This is a genomic window from Streptomyces sp. XM4193 (genome assembly GCF_023072595.1).
Taxonomy (GTDB): Bacteria; Actinomycetota; Actinomycetes; order Streptomycetales; family Streptomycetaceae; genus Streptomyces.
The window spans coordinates 45,492-63,694 of the sequence record NZ_JALLGK010000012.1 but is presented as its reverse complement, the minus strand read 5'-3'; the positions used below and the strand labels follow the sequence as shown (position 1 = coordinate 63,694).

Sequence of the window (18,203 nt, the reverse complement as noted above, 5' to 3'; positions counted from 1 at the left end):
TTGCCCGCAGGCGACCCGGGCCGGCGAACAACGCGCCGCGTACCGGCGTCACTTCGGCAGAATCGTGGCGAGCCCGGCCCGGCGCGAGGCGGGGGAGACGGCGGGCGCGGTGCGGAGCTTGGCAGCGGCCTCCGCCCGGGCGTGATGGCGGGCGAAGCAGCGCACCAGGGGGTGCATGGTGTAGCTGCCGGGCGTCGAGGTTTCCAACAGGGCCGCGTCCACGAGCGCTTCGAGCACGTCCTCCGCCTCGAACCGGTCCGCGTGGAGTACGGCTGCGGCGGCGGAGACCGTGATCCGCTCGCTCGTGCCCGTCGCGAGCAACCGCAGAGCGCGGGCCTGTACGGGAGGCAGCCGCCGGTAGCCCGGTTCCAGTGCGCCGCGCACCGCGAGCCCGCCCACCTGCAGTTCCGCGACGGTGCGCCGCTCGTCGCCGAGGCGCTCGCCCATCGCGGCCAGCGGCCAGTCAGGACGGGCCGCCAATCGGCTCGCCAGGATGCGCAGCGCCAGCGGCAGCCCTCCGCAGGCGTCGGCGAGGAGCGAGGCCTGTGCGGGCTCCCGGTCGATCCGCTGCCGTCCGAGGGTGCGGCCGAGCAGTTCCAACGAGTCGTGCGGACCGAAGGCGCGAAGGCCCAGTTGGCGGCTGAGAGGCAGCCCGGCCAGCCGCGCGCGGTGGGTGACGAGCACGGCGCAGCTCGGCGAGCCGGGCAGAAGGTCCCGCACCTGGTCGGCATCGCGCGCGTCGTCCAGCACCAGCAGCATCTTCCGGCCGTCGAGCAGCGAGCGGAACATCCGGCAGCGCGCCGCAGTTCCGGCCGGTACCGCGTCCACTCCCAGCGCGGACAGGAACCCCGCCAGCACCTCACCGCTGCGAGCGGGACGGTCGCCGGTGCCCCGCAGACCGCAGAAGAGCTGTCCGTCCGGGTAGGCCTCTCGAACCCGGTGAGCCACGTGCACCGCCAGCGCGCTCTTGCCCATACCGCTCATACCCGTCAGGGAGACAACGGGCGGCGCGCTGCCGGGACTTCGCGTCAGCAGCTCGCACAGTTCGTCGACCTCGGACCTGCGTCCGGTGAAGTCGGGCAGATCGGGCGGCAACTGCGCCGGGACGAGGCGGTCGGGACCGGGCGGAACCGGCGCGGCCGTCTCGGTGACCGTGGCCAGACGCAGATCTCCCTGCAGGATGCGCTGGTGGAGCTCCGTCAGCTGGGGCCCGGGTTCGAGACCGTACTCCTCCACCAGCAGGGTGCGGGTCGCGCCGAAGACCGCCAGCGCGTCCGCCTGACGTCCGGCGGCGTACAGCGCCCGCATCAGCAGGCCGTGCAGCCGTTCGCGCAGCGGGTACGCGTCGGCCAGCTCCCGCAGTCGCAGGATGGTCATCTGGTGGCGGCCACGGGCGATGTCGAGCTCCAGGTGCTCCTCGACCATCGTCAGACGCAGTTCGGAGAGCCGATCGCGCTGTCGCTCGGCGAAGGGGCCCGGCACCCCGGCGAGCGGGTCGCCCCGCCACAGTTGCAGCGCCTCGTCGAGAGTGTCGCCCGCCGCGTCCGACTGTCCGGCCAGCCGCAGCCGCGCCGCCTTCTTCAGCGCCGACTCCGCGCGGTTGGCGTCCACGGCCGATGCGTCGATGTCCAGGCGGTAGCCGTCACCGACGGAGACGAGTTCGCGGGCGGGCGCACCGTCGCTGCCCAGGAGTCCGCGCAGCCGCCAGATGTGGGTCCGGATGCTGCGCACGGCAGCGGCGGGGGGCTCCTCGCCCCACAGCGCCCGGACGAGCTGGCTCATCGAGACGGCGTGGCCCGCGAGCAGCAGCAGCACCAGCAAGGTGCTCTGCTGCTGCGGCGCCCCGAGCCGCGGCAGCTCCGTCCCGTCCCGATAGGCGCGCACCTCGCCGAGTACGTCGAATCCAAGCCCGGGCAATCCAACCTCCAGTGGAGAGAGCTGCGTTGGCGCAGAGGGTGGTGATCCGTCACCGCCGCGCGGCGGGAGTCGGCGTCGCTCGGGGACGCGGGCCGGCGCGTCCGTGCAGCGCCGCACGCCCGCGATCGGTACGCGCGGGAGGGCCGGCCGGGAGTGCGAACCGGGGGCGCCGGGCCTTGAGCAGCGGAGCTCTGCCGGCCCGCTGCGGTGCCCTTCGACGGGCAGCCGCCGGTGGACCGGCCCGTTGCGGGGGAACGGCCTTCGGGGCGAGGGCGGCGGACGTCATCAGCGCGCGGGCGGCCGGGTTCCCCGGCGACGCTCCGGGGCGCTCCGTCGCCGGCCCGGCACCGCGGTCACTCGAACCGGGCGGGCGCCGGGGCGGGGTCGTACCGCTCAGCGGGTTCACCCGTCATCCCGGGACGGGCCGCAGGGAGTTCGGCGCAGAGGCGGCCGAGCCGAGGAGCCGGTGGGTGCGGCGGACTGTGCGCCGACGCGGGAGCCGGCGCGGGAACGGCGTACCGGATCCGACGGTCCGAACTGCGAGGACATGGCGCACCACCCATTCCGAACTCGAGGGACAGCCGTGAACGGGGAACGGAGCGCGGGAGCCGGATCCCGGGAGATCCACCGTCCGCGGGCGAACGCGGGTCAGCGTCGCCCGAGAAGGCTCAGCGTCCGCCCCACGAGCTGTCGTCGTCGCAGGCGTTGTCGCCCCGTACCGCCGTCGCCGTCTGCGTTTCCGGAGGCGACGCCTGGGCCGCGCCCGGGCTCGGCTGCGGTGCGGCGACGGACGAGGTCGGCGCGCAGAGGGACAGGACGACTGCCAGGGCGGCGGGAGCGACAACCGTGGTCCAGCGGCGGAGCGTCGAACGTGTCATGTATGGCTTCCTACGGAGGCTGCGGGGGAAACGCCCGTGATCGATCGCGTGGGCGCACCATTTAGAGTGGTTCACGAGTTGCGTCTGCTCCAGGTCGACAACCCATCAGCAAGTTGCGTGGCAGTAAGGTGTCAGAGAAACAAATGTGGGATATGGGTCAGATCTCTTCCCGAGGGGCGCGGTTGAAGGAGATCGACGTGAGGGTCTACACCTGGGTCCTGCGAAATCGCTCGTTGCGCACCGACGTCGCGATGGCGGAGTTAGAGGCTTCCCGCGAAGAAGTGACCGACAGCATTCAGCGCCTCCTCGATGCGCACCTCGTCTACCGCTCACCCGACGATCCCGCCGTCGGATTCGCCCGGGCTCCGGAGACGGCTCTGGCCCGGCGGGCCGCTCCCCACGAGGCCCGCATCCGCCGGCACCAGGACCAACTGGCCCTCTACGAGGAGGAGTTGGCCGGCTTCTGGCCCTCCTACGAAGAGCACCGCCCCCCGGACGCCCGCGCCTTCGAGGTGATCAACAGCCTGGAGGAGGTGCGCGCCAGCCTGAACAGGGCCTCCGACGAGTGCCGGACCGAGATGATCAGCTCCCAGCCCGGCGGCGGCTACCGCGTACCGGAGGCGATGGAGGAAGCGATCGCCCGCGACAGCCGCCTCCTGGAACGCGGCGTCAGCATACGCACCCTCTACCACCACACGGCCCGATTCAACGCTCCGAGCCAGGCCTACGTGGCCGCGGCCTCCGCCCTCGGCGGTCAGTACCGCACCGCCCACGCACTGTTCGGCCGACTCATCGTCTTCGACCGCACAAGCGCCTACATCCCGTTGCAGGACGAATCCTGGGGCGCCGTCGTCATACGCGAGCCCGACACCGTCGGCTACCTCTGTGACGTCTTCGAGCAGACCTGGGACACCGCCACCCCGTTCGCGGACGCCGCCAGCGAAGGCCTCGAACAGGTCTCCCGACAGGTGGACGAGACGATCCTGCGCCTCCTGGCCACCGGCCTCAAGGACGAGACCGTCGCCCGCCGCCTGGGCATGTCGCTGCGCACCGTACGACGGCACATCGCCGAGATCATGGAAGAGCTGAACGCCACCAGCCGTTTCCAGGCCGGCGTCACCGCGGCCCTCAACGGCCTCGTCGGAGCCGCGGACAGCGAGCAGCACAAGCACGCGGACTGAGCCCCGGGCCCCGCCACGGGAGCACGAGCGGTACGCGGGCCGGCTCAGCCCGTCCTTGCTGCCGCCCAGGCGGACGATGCCGCGCACGGCGCACTGCGGCGCAGTGTCCGACGCGCGACGAGTCGCTGCGCGCGGGCGGTGCACAGACACGTGCGCCCGAGATTGCAGACGTGACCGGCAATCAGGGATCGGACTGTGTCGTGCTGCCGAGGGGCCGGAGCGTTTCCGATCCGGCGTGAACCCCGGCCGGAGGCGCGAAGGCTGGGCGCCCACCGACAGCGGAGCGTGCGGGATCCGCCCCATGAGGTCGGTGCGGCTCCCGGCTGTGTTTCCTCGTCCGGTCGTCGGGCATGCGCTCAACGACCGGCCGTGCAGCGGCAAGCCAGATCTGGCGCAGTTGCGTTGGAGAACGGAGGTTCACCGTGTTGAAGGCAATCGCAGATGTGCTCCGGACTGTCGGAGGGGCGATCGCCACGGTCGTCACGCTGCCGTTCCGGGCTGTGGCCCGACTGTTCAGCGGGGCTTCCAGCTCCGCCCGGGGCCGACACTGAGCCGCAGGCGCGAGAGGCCGGTGTCACTGGAGCACACGGTTCTCCTCGACTGCCGGAACGGCACCCGACCTCGTCCGAGTTCCCCCTGCCCGCCTCGCGGGTAGGGGGAACTCCGTGTGTGCAGCACGGTGCTCGAGGCTGTCCTCGAAGCGTGGTCACCGCCTGTGGCGTTGAACGACCGGCAGATGTCCGGGCCAGGGGCAGGGCGCCGCCCGCCGACGACAAGCACCGCACCGTGCCGCCTCTCTGCGCCGTCCGGCGACTTCGGGGCGGGCAAGGACACCGCAACCGCCGTGCGAGCGGAGGTGAACCGTTCAAGGACTGGCGCAGGAGTGCCGGCCTGCGCACTGCCCTGGAGCGGCTTGGACGCACTGCCCGATCGCGAGGAGAGGACTCGTCATGTCCGAAGAGCCAAAGGTGCGGACCGCGGAGGGCGTGGTGCAGGGGCGCAGGCGCCAGGGGCACGCGGTGTTCCGCGGCATCCCCTACGCCCAGCCCCCGGTCGGGGCGCTCCGGTTCGCCGCGCCGGCGCCGCCGCACAGCTGGCAGGGGACGAGGCAGGCGGTCGAGTTCGGCCCGCTGGTGCCGCTGTCCCTGCCGATCGATGTGTCCCCTCAAGGCACCGACTGGTTGACGCTCGACGTCGGAACCCCGGATCCCGGCGCGGCGGGGCTGCCGGTGTTGGTGTGGATACCCGTGGGCGGCTACCTCGCGGCGGCTTCGAGCGACCCGATGTACGACCCGGCAGCACTGGCCGAGGCGGGAATCGTGGTGGTGACAATCAACTGCCGCGTGGGCGCCGAGGGATTCGCGTTCCTCGACGATGCACCGCCCAACCGCGGATTCCTCGACCAGATCGCGGCACTGGAGTGGGTGCAGCGCAACATCGCCGCCTTCGGAGGCGACCCCGGCCGGGTCACCGTGGGCGGGCTCTCCGCCGGGGCGGGCTCGGTCGCCGCCCTGTTGACGATGGAGTCCGCACGCGGACTCTTCCGGCGGGCGATCGCCCATTCGGTGCCGGGGCTGTACAGCACCCCCGCGCTGGCACGTCGGGCCACCGCCGCGTTCACGGACCGGCTCGGCGCGGCAGCCCCCACCGCTGAGGCCCTGCGCGACATCGACCCGTGGCAGCTGGCCGCCGAGCTCACCTCCTTCAACGCCGGCCTCCAGGCGCACCGGGAGAGCTGGGGGCGCCTCACGGAGACCGGCACCGCGCTGTGCCCCGTCGTCGACGGCGAGGTCCTCCCGGAGACGCCCTGGCCCGCGCTGACCGGCGGGCGCGCGAGCGGGACCGAACTGCTCGTCGGCCACACCCGGGACGAGTTCCGGTACTTCAGCGTGATGGGCGGGCGGTACGGCACCTTCACCGAGGAGGATGCCCGCGCAGCCCTGGAACTGCTCGCCCCCCAACCGGACGGCGCGCGGGCCTACCGTGCCGCGTTCCCGCAGGCGGGCCCGGAGGAGCTGGTGGAGACGGTGTACTCCGACGCCCTCTTCCGCATGCCGTCACAGAAGTTGGCCGAGGCGAACGCCTCGGCCGGCGGCACCTCCTACCTGTTCGAACTGTGCTGGGTGACGCCGGTCCTCGGCGGCATCCTCGGCGCCTGCCACAGCCTCGACGTGCCCCTGGCGTTCGGCACGCTGGGCAGCCACGTCGGCACTCAGCTCATCGGGGAGGAGCCCACGCCCGAGGCCGTCGCGGTCTCCCGCGAACTCCGGGAGGCATGGGTCCGATTCGTCACCACCGGCGACCCGGGCTGGTCCCCCCACCGGCCCGGCGAGCACCTCACCCGAGTCCTGGATGCCGAGTCGAAGACTCTGCCCTACCCCGAACAGGTATCCCGTCAAATCTGGGAAGGCCACTTTCCCGCCCCCTTCGACCTTTCGTAACTGCCCTGGTCGGCTCCTGCGACTTTGGAACGCCTGGATCCCGGGGCGCCGGCCCGTCGTGACGCGGTCCCCGGGCTCTGCCACTCGTCGCCGCCAATTACCCTCGGTTACTATGCTCACTTCACGCCGGAAGCCGGCAGTAAGGGGTGCGGCGCCGTCGACGGTCTGTTCGGGGAGCCAGGGGTCGGCTCGCCGGCCGGAACTCCCCTGATTCCCCTCAGGGTTGTCGGCCGATGATTCCTGCCATCACACCTCGGAGCTGTCGTCCGTGGATCGTAGGGCTGAACAGATTGAGGGCCTGGGAAAGTGTTGAAAGAGGTCACCGCGACCCGCTACGTCACGCCTCTGAGAGAGGGCGGTTCGCTGCCCGGTCTGGTCGAGGCGGACGATCTGGGCACGTACGTCATGAAGTTCAGCGGGGCGGGGCAGGGGCGCAGGACGCTGGTCGCCGAGGTGATCAGCGCCGGGATCGCCCGGCGGCTGGGCCTGCGGGTGCCGGACGTGGTGCGGATGGAGCTGGACCCGGTCATCGGGCTCGGTGAACCGGACCAGGAGGTGCAGGAGTTGCTGAAGGCGAGCGGCGGCGCCAACTTCGGCATGGACTTCCTGCCGGGTTCCATCGGCTACGACCCGCTCGCGTACGCGGTCTCGGCACGGGAGTCGGGGCGGATCGTCTGGTTCGACGCGCTGATCAACAACGTCGACCGCTCCTGGCGCAACCCCAACCTGCTTGTCTGGCACGGCGATCTGTGGCTGATCGACCACGGTGCCAGCATGATCTGGCAGCACAACTGGCAGACCGCGGCGAAGGCCGCGCTGCGCCCCTACGACGCCTCCGACCATGTGCTGGCCTCCTTCGGCCCCGACATCGGGGCGGCGCAGCAGGAGTTGGGGCCGCGTGTCACCGAGGAGGTGCTGCGCGAGTGCGTGGCCGACGTGCCGGGGGAGTGGCTGTGCGAGGAGCCGGGCTTCGACTCGGTGGAGGAGGTGCGCGCGGCCCATGTGCGCACTCTGGCGGCCCGGTTGGAGGGGCTGGGGGAGCGGATCACCATCGGCGAGCGCAGCGCGGACGGACCCTCTCGGGCGCCCGGCTGGCTGACCGGCCGCACCGGGGACCCGCCCGGATCGGATGAGCGCCGGGGGCCCGAGAGCGGCGAGTCGAAGGGCGGCCGGGCGTGAACGGGCTGACGGAGCGGGCGGTCTTCGAGTACGCGCTGCTGCGGGTGGTTCCCCGGGTGGAGCGGGGCGAGCAGATGAACGCGGGGGTGGTCCTCTACTGCCGGCCCCGTTCGTTCCTGGCGACCCTGGTGCATCTGGACGAGGAGCGGCTGCGGGCACTGGACCCGTCGGCGGACGTGGTCGGCGTCCGGGCCGCGCTCGGCGCCTTCGTCTGCGTCTCCGAGGGCGGCGCGGCGGCCGGGCAGGCCGCCGGTGACGAGCCGGGGCGGCGCTTTCGCTGGCTGGTCGCCCCGCGCAGCACCGTGCTGCGGGCCGGGCCGGTGCATCTGGGCCTGACGGTCGACCCCGCGGCCGAGGTGCGGCGGCTGCTGGAGACGCTGGTGCGCTGAGTGGCCCGGATGGGCGTTGACAGCACGGTGGCCGCCTTCTAGCGTCACGTTCCGGTGGCTACTAAGCGGTTGCTCACCAATCGAGGGCGAGGAGAAGCAGCATGTCGACCACTGAGCAGCGCGTCGCGATAGTGACGGGCGCGGCGCGGGGAATCGGTGCGGCCACTGCCGTACGGCTGGCCGAGGAGGGACGTGCGGTGGCCGTCCTCGACCTGGACGAGGGCGCCTGCGCGGAGACCGTCGAGCAGATCACCGCGGCGGGCGGCCGTGCGCTGGCCGTCGGCTGCGACGTCTCGGACGCCGAGCAGGTGGAGGCGGGCGTCGCGAGGGTCGCGGCGGAGCTCGGCGCCCCCTCGATACTGGTGAACAACGCCGGAGTCCTGCGCGACAACCTGCTGTTCAAGATGAGCGAGTCCGACTGGGACACCGTCATGAACGTGCATCTGCGCGGCGCGTTCCTGATGTCCAGGGCCACGCAGGCGCACATGGTCGACGCCGGCTTCGGCCGTATCGTCAACCTCTCCTCCAGCTCGGCGCTGGGCAACCGCGGCCAGGCCAACTACGCCGCCGCCAAGGCCGGTCTCCAGGGCTTCACCAAGACGCTCGCCAAGGAACTGGGCAAGTTCGGCATCACCGCCAACGCGGTCGCCCCGGGCTTCATCGCCACCGACATGACCGCGGCCACGGCCGCCCGGGTCGGCATGGGCTTCGAGGACTTCCAGGCCGCCGCCGCCACCCAGATCCCGGTCCAGCGCGTGGGCCGGCCCGAGGACATCGCGGACGCCGTCGCCTACTTCACCAACGAGCGTGCGGGCTTCGTCTCGGGCCAGGTGCTGTACGTGGCCGGCGGGCCACTCGACTGACCAGGGCGCCCAGCGAGCACGAGGAGGACGGACAGAGCATGAGCAGCAAGGACAGCGGCAGGGTCGCACTGGTCACCGGCGCCAGCCGGGGCATCGGCTACGGCATCGCACGGGCCCTGGTGGCCCGCGGGGACCGGGTGTGCCTGACCGGGCGCAACGAGGAACCGCTGAAGGAGGCCGTGGCCGAACTCGGCGCCGACCGCGCCACCTACGTCGCGGGCAAGGCGCACGACGAGGAGCACCAGGCGCGCGCGGTCGAGCACGTGATCTCCGAGTACGGCCGTATCGACCACCTGGTCAACAACGCCGGTACGAACCCGGTGTTCGGCCCGATCGCCGACGCCGACCTCGGAGTGGCCCGCAAGGTCTTCGAGACCAACGTGATCTCCGCCCTCGGCTTCGCCCAGAAGACGTGGGCCGCCTGGCAGCGCGACAACGGCGGGACGATCGTCAACGTCGCCTCGGTCGCGGGGATCTCGGCCTCGCCCTTCGTCGGCCCGTACGGCATCAGCAAGGCGGCGATGATCAACCTCACGCTGCAGCTCGCCCACGAGATGGCGCCCGGGGTGCGGGTCAACGCGATCGCCCCCGCGGTGGTGAAGACCAAGTTCGCGGCGGCGCTCTACGAGGGCCGCGAGGAGGAGGCGCAGACCGGCTACCCGCTCGGCCGCCTCGGAGTGCCGCAGGACATCGGCGGCGCGGTGGCCTTCCTGACCTCCGAGGACTCGGGCTGGATCACCGGTCAGACGCTCGTCATCGACGGCGGGCTCTTCCTGAACGCCGGAGTCGCCTGACGCACAAGGGCTCCCCGGAGCGTGCGGCGGGCCATCCGGGGAGCCGCGGGCATGGACATCGGCCGTCAAACACACCATGGTTGAGCAGTCGATTCAGCGCGGGTGGGGGCTGCGGTACGGCTTCCACCTCCTGTTGGCTCGCCGACCTGCCGAAACGTCCCCGCGCCCGCGTACGGCCGGACCTGCTCCCACGGTCGGCAACTTCCCCCCACTCCCCTTGCTTTACCGAAGTTGTGGCCCGTTGATGTGAGGAGCGTGCACGTGGTCGGCCGGACAAGGCGTCCCAGAGGTGTGTTGGTGGTTTCCCTGATGTCGGTCGCCGCGCTGCTGGCGGGTTGCGGCACGCTCTCCGACTCGGACGGCGAGGACGGTGGGCCGGTGCGAGTGGGCACCACGAGCCAACCCTCCTCGCTCGACCCCGCGGACGCCTGGGACGGCTCCTGGGAGCTCTACCGCAACACCTTCCAGTCGCTGATGCACATACCCAAGTCCAGCGGCGCCCCCGAGGCGGACGCCGCCGAGAAGTGCGAGTTCACCGACCGCAAGAGCCAGGTCTACCGCTGCACCCTCCAGGAGGGCCTGAAGTTCAGCTCGGGCAACGCCCTGGACGCCGAGGCGGTCAAGCACTCCTTCGACCGCATCCGGCAGATCGACTCCGCCAAGGGGCCGGCACCGCTGCTGGAGAGCATCGACGAGGTCGAGACCAGCGGCGACCGCACCGTGATCTTCCACCTCAAGCGGTCCGACGCCACCTTCCCGCTGATTCTCACCACGCCCGCCGGCTCCCTCGTCGACCCGGAGCACTACCCCCTCGAGCGGCTGCGCCGGGGCACCGAACTGACGGGCTCGGGCCCGTACCGCCTGGCCGAGTACGAACCGGGCACACTCGCGCGACTGGAGCGCAACGACAGCTACCGGGGCTCCGCGGAGCTGAAGAACGACACGGTCGAGATCCACTACTTCAAGAAGTCCGACGGACTGGTGAAGGCCCTTCGCGACGACGAGATCGACCTCGTCTACCGGGGGTTGACGCCCGAACAGATCACCGGCCTCAAGGACGGGACGGCCGGCTCCGGCATCCGGCTGGACGAGGTCGTCGGCACCGAGATCCGCTATCTGGCGTTCAACCCGCAGGACGAGGCGGTCTCCGATCCGGCGGTCCGCGAGGCGATGGCGCAGCTGCTGGACCGCGGCGCACTGGTGCGCAAGGTCTATCGGCGCACCACCGAACCGCTGTACTCGATGGTCCCCAGCGGCATCACCGGCCACACCAGCGCCTTCTTCGACAGATTCGGCGCCCCGAGCCGGGCGAAGGCCGAGAAGCTGCTGACCGAAGCCGGCATCGACGAGCCCGTCGAGTTCACGCTCTGGTACACCACCGACCGCTACGGCGCCACGATGAAAGCCGAATTCGAGGAGATCCAGCGGCAGTTGAACGACTCCGAACTCTTCCGGGTGAAGGTGCGCGGACAGGAGTGGGAGTCGTTCCAGAAGGCACACCGCAGGGGCGAGTACCCGGTCTTCGGACGCGGCTGGTTCCCCGACTTCCCTGACGCGGACAACTACATCGGCCCGTTCGTCGGCGAGAACAACGTGCTGGGCATCCCGTACGAGGACGCCGAGTTGACCGGCAGCATCCTGCCCTCCTCGCGCCAGGAGACCGACCGCGGCACCGCCGCCAGGGACCTCCGGGAGGCGCAGAAGATCCTCGCGAAGGACGTCCGGCTGCTCCCGCTGTGGCAGGGCCGGGTCTACCTCGCCGCCAAGGAGGACATCGCGGGCGTCGAGTGGGCGATCGACACCTCGACACTGATGCGCGCCTGGGAGCTGCACCGAAAGGGCAGCTGGTAGGGGACCGGGCACCGGACGCACGGTTCTCGGACGCTCGGGCGTCCGGGAACCGGCCGTCCGGGCCCTGCGTGCGCTGTCAGTGGCGCCGGGTAGTTTCTGAGGGGTCCTCGGATCGAGGACAGCCCAATCCCGAAAGCGGAGGTCTCCCGTGCTCGACATGCTGCCCGGTTCCTGGCAGGACGTACTCGGACAGGAGCTGGAGGCGCCCTACTTCAAGGAGCTGACCGAGTTCGTCGAGGAGGAGCGGGCCGCCGGGCCGGTGTTCCCGCCGCGCGAGGAGGTCTTCGCCGCGTTGGCGGCCACCGCCTACCAGGACGTGCGCGTGCTCGTTCTGGGCCAGGACCCGTACCACGGCGAGGGCCAGGGGCACGGCCTGTGCTTCTCGGTGCGTCCCGGTGTGCGGACCCCGCCCTCCCTGCGGAACATCTTCAAGGAGATGCAGGACGAGCTCGGCCACCCGGTCCCGGACAACGGCTATCTGATGCCCTGGGCAGAGCAGGGCGTGCTGCTGCTCAACGCGGTGCTGACGGTGCGCTCGGGAGAGGCCAACTCCCACAAGAACAAGGGCTGGGAGAAGTTCACCGACGCGGTGATCCGCGCGGTCTCGCAGCGGCCGGACCCGGCCGTCTTCGTGCTCTGGGGCAACTACGCCAAGAAGAAGCTGCCGCTGATCGACCGGGAGCGGCACATCGTGGTGGAGGGCGCCCACCCCTCACCGCTCTCCGCCAGGCGTTTCTTCGGGTCCAAGCCGTTCACCCAGATCAACGAGGCCGTGGAGCAGCAGGGGCACCCGGCCATCGACTGGCGTCTCCCGCAGCTCGGCGGCTGAGCCCCGGACCGGTCCCGGGCGTCGGGCGGGCGGCGGGTCGGCCGCTGCGGGCGACCGTCGGCGGCCTTCCGGCGGCTTCCCCCGCCGGTAGGGAGCGCCTGAAGGGGATCGGGCAGGGGCGGCGCTAGCGTCGGGTGCCGAGCACGGCGGCCGGGCGATGCGGGAGGTCCCATGGGTGAGCGACGCGAGTCGGCGGAGGCGGTGCGCACCCGCATCGGGCAGGCGGTGATCCTCCATCGCGGCGGCGACCGCGAGGAGGCGCGCCGCCGGCTCGCCGAGCTGTGGACGGAGCTGTACGCCGGCTCCTCCGCGCTGCACCGCTCCACCGTCGCCCACTACCTCGCCCAGACCCAGGATGAGCCGGACGTCGGCCTCGTCTGGGACCTGCGGGCACTCGCCGAGGCCGACACCCTCGGAGCAGGCGCACCCGCCGACGGCGAAGCCCCCGCCGGCCACCCCGACGCGGCCTCCGCCGCCGAGCAACGGGCCGTCGCCCAGCGGGAGTTGCGGGAGGTGCGCTCCTTCTACCCCCGCCTCCATCTGAGCCTCGCGGGCGCGTACGCACGCCTGGGCGAGACGGCCGCCGCCCGGCGGGAGCTCGTCCGCACCCGCTCCGCACTGCGCGCGCTGCGCACCGACCGGTACGCAGCCGATCTGCGGGCCGACGCCGACCGGTTGGAGCGGGCACTGGAAGCCGGTGGCGCGGCGCAGGGCTGAAGTGCCCGGTGTCGCGGGCCGCTTCGTGGAGCGCGACGACGACGTATCCTGCCGGAGCGCGACGGTGCGGCCGCCACTGCCTCGTCGGCGCGACGGCGGCCGGCCCGGCGCGGCCCGCGGCCCCGCCGCGACGGACCGCGGGCGGGCCCCGCCCCGGACAGCGCACATACGTCCACAGCGCGCCGACGACGTCCACGAAGAACCATGAACGACCACAACCAAGCAGCGAGGTGCGGCAGTTGAGAATCGGCGTGATCGGACTCGGGGACATCGCACGCAAGGCCTATCTGCCGGTGCTCACCGCCCAACCCGGCCTTCAACCGCGGCTGTTCACCCGCACACCGGCCGTCCTGCAGGAGGTCGGCGAGACCTATCGGATCCCGCGGGAGCACCGTCACGCCGACCTCGACTCCCTGCTGGAATCCGGTCTGGACGCAGCGTTCGTGCACGCCTCCACCGAGGCGCACCCCGAGTTGGTGACCGGGCTTCTGGAGGCCGGGGTGCCGACTTTCGTCGACAAGCCGCTGGCCTACTCCCTGGCCGAGTCCGAGCGTCTGGTGCGACTCGCGCAGAGCCGCTCGCTGCCGCTCACGGTCGGCTTCAACCGGCGCCACGCCCCCGGCTACGCCCAGTGCCTGGACCACGCGCGGGACCTGATCGTGCTCCAGAAGCACCGGGTCTCGCTGCCCGAGGACCCCCGCACCATGGTCTTCGACGACTTCATCCACGTCGTGGACACACTGCTCTTCCTGGCGCCGGGTGCCCACGACCGGGTGGACGTCCACGCCCGGCAGGTCGACGGGCTGCTGCACCACGTGGTCCTCCAGCTCTCCGGCGAAGGCTTCACGGCGCTCGGCATCATGAACAGGCTCTCCGGTTCCGCCGAGGAGGTCCTCGAGGTCTCCGGGCAGGACACCAAGCGCGAGGTCCGCAACCTCGCGGAGATCGTCGACCACAAGGGCCAGCCCAGTGTGCGCCGCCGCGGCGACTGGGAGCCGGTGGCCCGCCAACGGGGCATCGAGCAGTGCGTTCTGGCGTTTCTGGACGAGGTGCGCCGAGGCGGCCCGGGCAACGCGGCCGAGGCGCTGGAGACGCACCGCCTGTGCGAGCAGATCGTCGCCGGCGTGCTGCTGGACGCCTCCTGACGCTGCGCCGCCGCAGCGTCAGTACGGGGCGTCAGGCGCGCAGGGCGCGGTAGTACGCCTGCTGGGAGGGGAAGTAGTCGTCGAAGGACGGCTGGGGCGCGCCGTCGCGGGAAGCGGTGAGCATGTCGAGGTAGTACTCCCAGCCCGGGCCCGCGGAGTCCACCGCGTCGGTGGTCGCTAGGTGGTGGACGAGCCGCAGCTCGGTGGTGCCGTCCGTCTCGGAGAGCTCCACCTCCATGAGCCAGTCGTCGCCCTCCTCTCCGACCGTGGCGAGCAGCAGGCGGTGGGGCGGTTCGCAGACGTCGATGCGCATCGTGCACCAGGGCGCCGACTCCTCGTACGCCATCTGCACCTCGACGGTCCTGCCGGGAGCTGCCTCGCCGCGCCAGGTGCCGAACCAGCGGGCGGTGCGCTCCGGTTCGGTGACGCTCGCCCACACGTCCTCGACCGGCGCCCGGTAGCTGCGGGTCAGTACGAGGTCGTAGCCGGTGGCGGTGGGCAGCAGCCGACCGGTGGGCTCGGGGGTGCGGTTCATGCGATCTCCTCGGTGGTGCCGGTGGTCTCGGTGGGCGCTGTGGTGCCGGTGGTCTCGGTGGGCGCTGTGGTGATGGGGGTCGCGGTGGGTGCGGCGCTCTCGACGGCCCGGTGCGCGGGCTCTTCGGCGCCGTGCGGCGAACCGCGTTCGCGACGGGTCCGGCGGACCTCGGTGTCCAGGGCCGCGAGGCGGGCGGCCCAGCCCGGAAGCACGGCAGCGGTGTCATCGGTGTGAGCTGAGTCGGCGGGCGCGGTCGGGCCGAACCCGCCGATCCAGTCCGCGAGCCTGACGAAGCCGTCCGGCCGCAGCCGGTAGCGGCGACGTCGGCCGTCCTCCTCGACGTCGACCAGCCCGCCGGTCCGCAGTACGCGCAGATGGCGGCTGACGGCCGGGCGGCTGATGGTGAAACGTGCCGCGATGGTGCCCGCCGTCATCGGTCCGGACCGCAGCAGGGCCAGGATCTCCCGGCGCACGGGGTCGGCGATGGCGTCCGCCGCCGGACTGAGACGGTCCTCGTCCCCGGGTATCGGTTCGCCGTGCTGTGCTGCCGCCATGTTCTCCGCCACACCGAAAGCGTAACCCATGGGTTACGTATGTGGTGTGCGCGTCGGCAGGAGACGTGCGACGGGGCGGCGCGGACCTTTCGGTGTCCCGTGCCGCCCCGTGGTCGTCGCAGCGTGTCGTACGCGGTGGTCAGTCGGCCTCGTCGAGGTGCTCCGCGCCAGCCAGCGGGTCCAGCACGCCGAGGCCGACCAGCGCCAGCAGCGCGAGGCCGACGGCGATCCGGTACCAGACGAACGGCATGAAGCTGCGGGTGGAGATCCAGTTCATGAACCAGGCGATGACCGCGTACCCCACGAGTCCGCCCACCACCGTGGCGAAGATCGTCGGGCCCCAGGCGACCTGGCCGCCCTCGCCGCCGATCTCCCGGAGCTCGTACGCGCCCGATCCCAGTACCGCCGGAATCGCCAGCAGGAAGGAGTAACGGGCCGCCGCCGCGCGGTCGTAGCCGAGGAAGAGGCCGCCGGTCATGGTGGCTCCCGCCCGGGAGACGCCCGGCACCAGAGCGAGCGCCTGCCAGACGCCGTAGAGGAGGCCGTCGCGGACGGTGAGCTGGTCGAGGCTCTTGCGCGGACTGACCGCACGGTGGCGCCCGCCGCGCTCCGCGCGCGTGGCGAGGTGGTCGGCCACGCCGAGGGCGATGCCGAGCACGATGAAGCTGAGCGCGATCAGCCGCAGATCGCGGAAAGGGCCCTCGATGTGGTCCTTGAAGGTCACGCCCAGCACCGCGATGGGAATCGACCCGAGGATCACGAGCCAGCCGATGCGTGCGTCCTGGTTGTCGCGTGCGGACCTGTCGGTGATCGAGCGCAGCCAGGCCACCAGGATCCGGGCGATGTCCTTGCGGAAGTAGATGACGATCGCGATCTCGGTGCCGATCTGGGCGACCGCGGTGAAGGCGGCGCCCGGGTCGGGCCAGCCGGCGACCACCGCGGTCAGGCGTACGTGGGCGCTGGAGGAGACCGGAAGGAACTCGGTGAGTCCCTGGACGAGTCCGAGGATGAGGGATTGGAACCAGGTCATGGCGGAGTCTGCTCGCCCCTGTGATCGTGGACTGACAACGGACGGAACTTCGGAGCGGGTGCCGCCCGGCGCGCGGCGGCCGACTCAGCGCTCGGCACCGCGCTCGGGAGCCCGGTGTGCGGCGAGCGTCCTGGTGACGCGGCGTCGGACGAGCGGGGCGATGCCCAGGGCGGCGACCATGACGACGCCCGCGAGTGCGAGCTGGCCCGTGCTGAGGGGTTCGGTCGCGCGGTCCCCTGCCCAGGCGTACAGCAGGATCTGCGGCAGGCTGCCCAGGGCGCTGGCCGCGAGGTAGACCGTCCAGGGCAGCCGGGAGAGGACCACGACGTAGTTCGACGGCGCGAACGGAATTCCGGGCAGCAGCCGCAGTGCGAGGATCGTACGGAAGCCGTGCCGCTCCAGATAGCGGTCGCTGGTGCGCAGCCAGTCGGCCCGTTCGATGAAGGGGCGCACCGCGCGTTGACCGAGCCCGCGGCCGACCACCAGACACAGGGCGGCGCCGAGCACCGTTCCGCCGAGCGCGACCGCCACGCCCACCGGGATGCCGAACACCGCTCCCGCCACCAGCCCCATCAGGGGGCGCGGTACGAATGCCGCCGCGGCGGCGCCGTAGAGGCAGGTGAACAGCAGCGCCTCGACGGCTCCCGCGCCCTGCCACCGCTCGGCGGTGAGCAACTGCTGCGGTTCGAGAACGACCGCGGCCAGTGCCGCTGCCGCGAGCAGTGCCCCCAGCAGCGCCAGGCGTACGCGGGCGGTGAGCCGACCGCGCGCGGGCGGCGGTTCGCCGGACGGGGCCGGCATTTCGGCGACGGGGGAGGGAGGGGCGTGCACCGGTGGAGGGTAGCTGACCAAGGTGACACGGCGGTGGACGGAGCGTTGCGCACAAGGTGCCCGCGCCCCCCGGCCGGACGGGCCGTGCCGGAGGCCGACAATGGGGGAGTGGACATGCGAATCCCCCTCACCCGGGCCGTCGACCTGGGTGTCGCCAAGCTGCTGCCGGACGTCGACCGTCCGCGTGCGTGGCTGCTGACCGTCGACGGCGCGCCCCAGTCCTACGTCGACCTCGACGACCCGTCGCATCTGGAGTTCGAGTACGTGCGCAGGCTCGCGCACGTACTGGACCAACTCCCGGGCGGCCCGCTGGATCTGCTGCACCTGGGCGGCGGGGCGATGACGCTCGCCCGCTACGCGGCCCGGACCCGGGCCGGTGCGCGGCAGACCGTGGTCGAGGCGGACGCGGCGCTGAGCGCACTGGTCGCCGAGTATCTGCCGCTGCCCTCCGGGTGCGCAGTGGAGGTCACCGTGGCGGACGCGCGCGAGGCCATCGGGCGGACGGCCGCGGCCTCGGTGGACCTGCTGGTGGCGGATGTGTTCAGCGGCGCGAGAGTGCCCGGAAGCCTCACCACGCTGCCCTGGGTGCGGGCCGCCGCACGGGTGCTCCGGCCCGGCGGTGTGTACGCCGCGAATCTGGCCGACGCCGCGCCGTTCCGCTTCCTGGGCTCCCAACTCGCCACCTTCGCCACCGAGTTCGACCATCTGGCAGTGATCGCCGAGCCCTCGGTGCTGCGCGGCCGGCGGTACGGGAACGCCGTACTGCTGGCGTCCCGACGGGAGTTGCCGCTGGCCGGCCTCGCCCGCAGCACGGCGGCGGACGCCTTCCCGGCACGGGTGGTGCACGGCGAGGCGTTGCGGAAACTGATGCGGGGTGCCGAGCCGGTGCGCGAGGACGAGGCGCCCGCCCGCTCGCCGGAGCCGCCGAGCGGCGCCTTCACGGTGGGCTGAGCCGCCGCAGCGCCGTGCCGAGGTTCGGTCCGCGGGTCGGGTGCGTGGTGCGGCGGCTCAGCCGACCGGTGCCGGGTCGCGGCGGGGCGGGTGAGGAGAGGGGTGCGGGGCTTGTCGG

At 72.0% G+C, this 18,203-nt stretch carries 18 protein-coding genes; 12 read left to right on the top strand and 6 right to left on the bottom strand.

All coding sequences use genetic code 11. From position 1 onward, the window contains the following. Positions 1 to 48: 48 nt before the first annotated feature. Positions 49 to 1,917, bottom strand: a complete 1,869-nt coding sequence (locus MTQ01_RS23680; protein ID WP_247492903.1) for an AfsR/SARP family transcriptional regulator — start codon at positions 1,915 to 1,917, stop codon at positions 49 to 51. Between the two features lie 668 nt (positions 1,918 to 2,585). Continuing rightward, positions 2,586 to 2,795: a hypothetical protein gene (locus tag MTQ01_RS23675; RefSeq protein WP_247492902.1), complete on the bottom strand. Its 210-nt coding sequence runs from the start codon at positions 2,793 to 2,795 to the stop codon at positions 2,586 to 2,588. A 197-nt stretch (positions 2,796 to 2,992) separates the two neighbouring features. On the opposite strand from MTQ01_RS23675, the gene MTQ01_RS23670 reads away from it, so the two are divergent. The 11 genes from MTQ01_RS23670 (at position 2,993) to MTQ01_RS23625 (ending at position 14,184) form a co-directional block, all read left to right on the top strand. Further along, positions 2,993 to 3,976, top strand: a complete 984-nt coding sequence (locus tag MTQ01_RS23670) for a helix-turn-helix transcriptional regulator (RefSeq protein ID WP_247492901.1) — start codon at positions 2,993 to 2,995, stop codon at positions 3,974 to 3,976. A 422-nt stretch (positions 3,977 to 4,398) separates the two neighbouring features. Beyond that, positions 4,399 to 4,527 (top strand): LPFR motif small protein, encoded by a 129-nt coding sequence (locus MTQ01_RS25050; protein ID WP_308294437.1) that lies wholly within the window; start codon positions 4,399 to 4,401, stop codon positions 4,525 to 4,527. A 399-nt stretch (positions 4,528 to 4,926) separates the two neighbouring features. Continuing rightward, complete coding sequence (locus MTQ01_RS23665; RefSeq protein WP_247492900.1) at positions 4,927 to 6,417, top strand: carboxylesterase/lipase family protein; 1,491 nt, start codon at positions 4,927 to 4,929, stop codon at positions 6,415 to 6,417. Between the two features lie 306 nt (positions 6,418 to 6,723). After that, positions 6,724 to 7,596, top strand: coding sequence for a HipA family kinase (locus tag MTQ01_RS23660; protein ID WP_247492899.1), 873 nt, complete (start codon positions 6,724 to 6,726; stop codon positions 7,594 to 7,596). Positions 7,597 to 7,601: 5 nt separating this feature from the next. Continuing rightward, a complete protein-coding gene (locus MTQ01_RS23655; protein ID WP_247492960.1) occupies positions 7,602 to 7,985 on the top strand; it encodes a DUF3037 domain-containing protein in 384 nt (127 codons plus the stop codon). Between the two features lie 101 nt (positions 7,986 to 8,086). Further along, positions 8,087 to 8,848, top strand: a complete 762-nt coding sequence (gene fabG / locus MTQ01_RS23650) for a 3-oxoacyl-ACP reductase FabG (protein WP_247492898.1) — start codon at positions 8,087 to 8,089, stop codon at positions 8,846 to 8,848. A gap of 38 nt (positions 8,849 to 8,886) precedes the next feature. Then, positions 8,887 to 9,642 (top strand): SDR family oxidoreductase, encoded by a 756-nt coding sequence (locus tag MTQ01_RS23645; RefSeq protein WP_247492897.1) that lies wholly within the window; start codon positions 8,887 to 8,889, stop codon positions 9,640 to 9,642. Positions 9,643 to 9,951: 309 nt separating this feature from the next. Then, the gene (locus MTQ01_RS23640) at positions 9,952 to 11,493 is read left to right on the top strand and encodes an ABC transporter substrate-binding protein (RefSeq protein ID WP_247492959.1); all 1,542 of its coding nucleotides are present in this window, start codon (positions 9,952 to 9,954) and stop codon (positions 11,491 to 11,493) included. 157 nt (positions 11,494 to 11,650) lie between these two features. Beyond that, positions 11,651 to 12,322 (top strand): uracil-DNA glycosylase, encoded by a 672-nt coding sequence (locus tag MTQ01_RS23635; RefSeq protein WP_247492958.1) that lies wholly within the window; start codon positions 11,651 to 11,653, stop codon positions 12,320 to 12,322. Positions 12,323 to 12,493: 171 nt separating this feature from the next. Then, complete coding sequence (locus MTQ01_RS23630) at positions 12,494 to 13,039, top strand: hypothetical protein (RefSeq protein WP_247492896.1); 546 nt, start codon at positions 12,494 to 12,496, stop codon at positions 13,037 to 13,039. A 239-nt stretch (positions 13,040 to 13,278) separates the two neighbouring features. Then, positions 13,279 to 14,184, top strand: a complete 906-nt coding sequence (locus MTQ01_RS23625; protein WP_247492895.1) for a Gfo/Idh/MocA family protein — start codon at positions 13,279 to 13,281, stop codon at positions 14,182 to 14,184. A gap of 31 nt (positions 14,185 to 14,215) precedes the next feature. Here the strand turns inward: MTQ01_RS23625 and MTQ01_RS23620 are convergent, their stop codons facing one another. The 4 genes from MTQ01_RS23620 to MTQ01_RS23605 all read right to left on the bottom strand — a co-directional run bounded on the left by MTQ01_RS23620 (position 14,216) and on the right by MTQ01_RS23605 (position 17,134). Then, positions 14,216 to 14,719, bottom strand: a complete 504-nt coding sequence (locus MTQ01_RS23620; RefSeq protein WP_247492894.1) for an SRPBCC family protein — start codon at positions 14,717 to 14,719, stop codon at positions 14,216 to 14,218. Next, the gene (locus MTQ01_RS23615) at positions 14,716 to 15,303 is read right to left on the bottom strand and encodes a metalloregulator ArsR/SmtB family transcription factor (protein ID WP_247492893.1); all 588 of its coding nucleotides are present in this window, start codon (positions 15,301 to 15,303) and stop codon (positions 14,716 to 14,718) included. Before MTQ01_RS23615 ends, MTQ01_RS23620 begins: the two co-directional genes overlap by 4 nt. Before the next feature lie 109 nt (positions 15,304 to 15,412). Next, entirely contained in the window at positions 15,413 to 16,303 is an 891-nt protein-coding gene (locus MTQ01_RS23610) for an undecaprenyl-diphosphate phosphatase (RefSeq protein WP_247492892.1), read from the bottom strand. Positions 16,304 to 16,387: 84 nt separating this feature from the next. Continuing rightward, on the bottom strand, positions 16,388 to 17,134 hold the full coding sequence (locus MTQ01_RS23605) for a TVP38/TMEM64 family protein (protein WP_247492891.1): 747 nt from the start codon (positions 17,132 to 17,134) through the stop codon (positions 16,388 to 16,390). 114 nt (positions 17,135 to 17,248) lie between these two features. Here MTQ01_RS23605 and MTQ01_RS23600 point away from each other — a divergent pair, with 114 nt between their 5' ends. Further along, positions 17,249 to 18,085: a spermidine synthase gene (locus MTQ01_RS23600; protein ID WP_247492957.1), complete on the top strand. Its 837-nt coding sequence runs from the start codon at positions 17,249 to 17,251 to the stop codon at positions 18,083 to 18,085. Positions 18,086 to 18,203 lie beyond the last annotated feature (118 nt).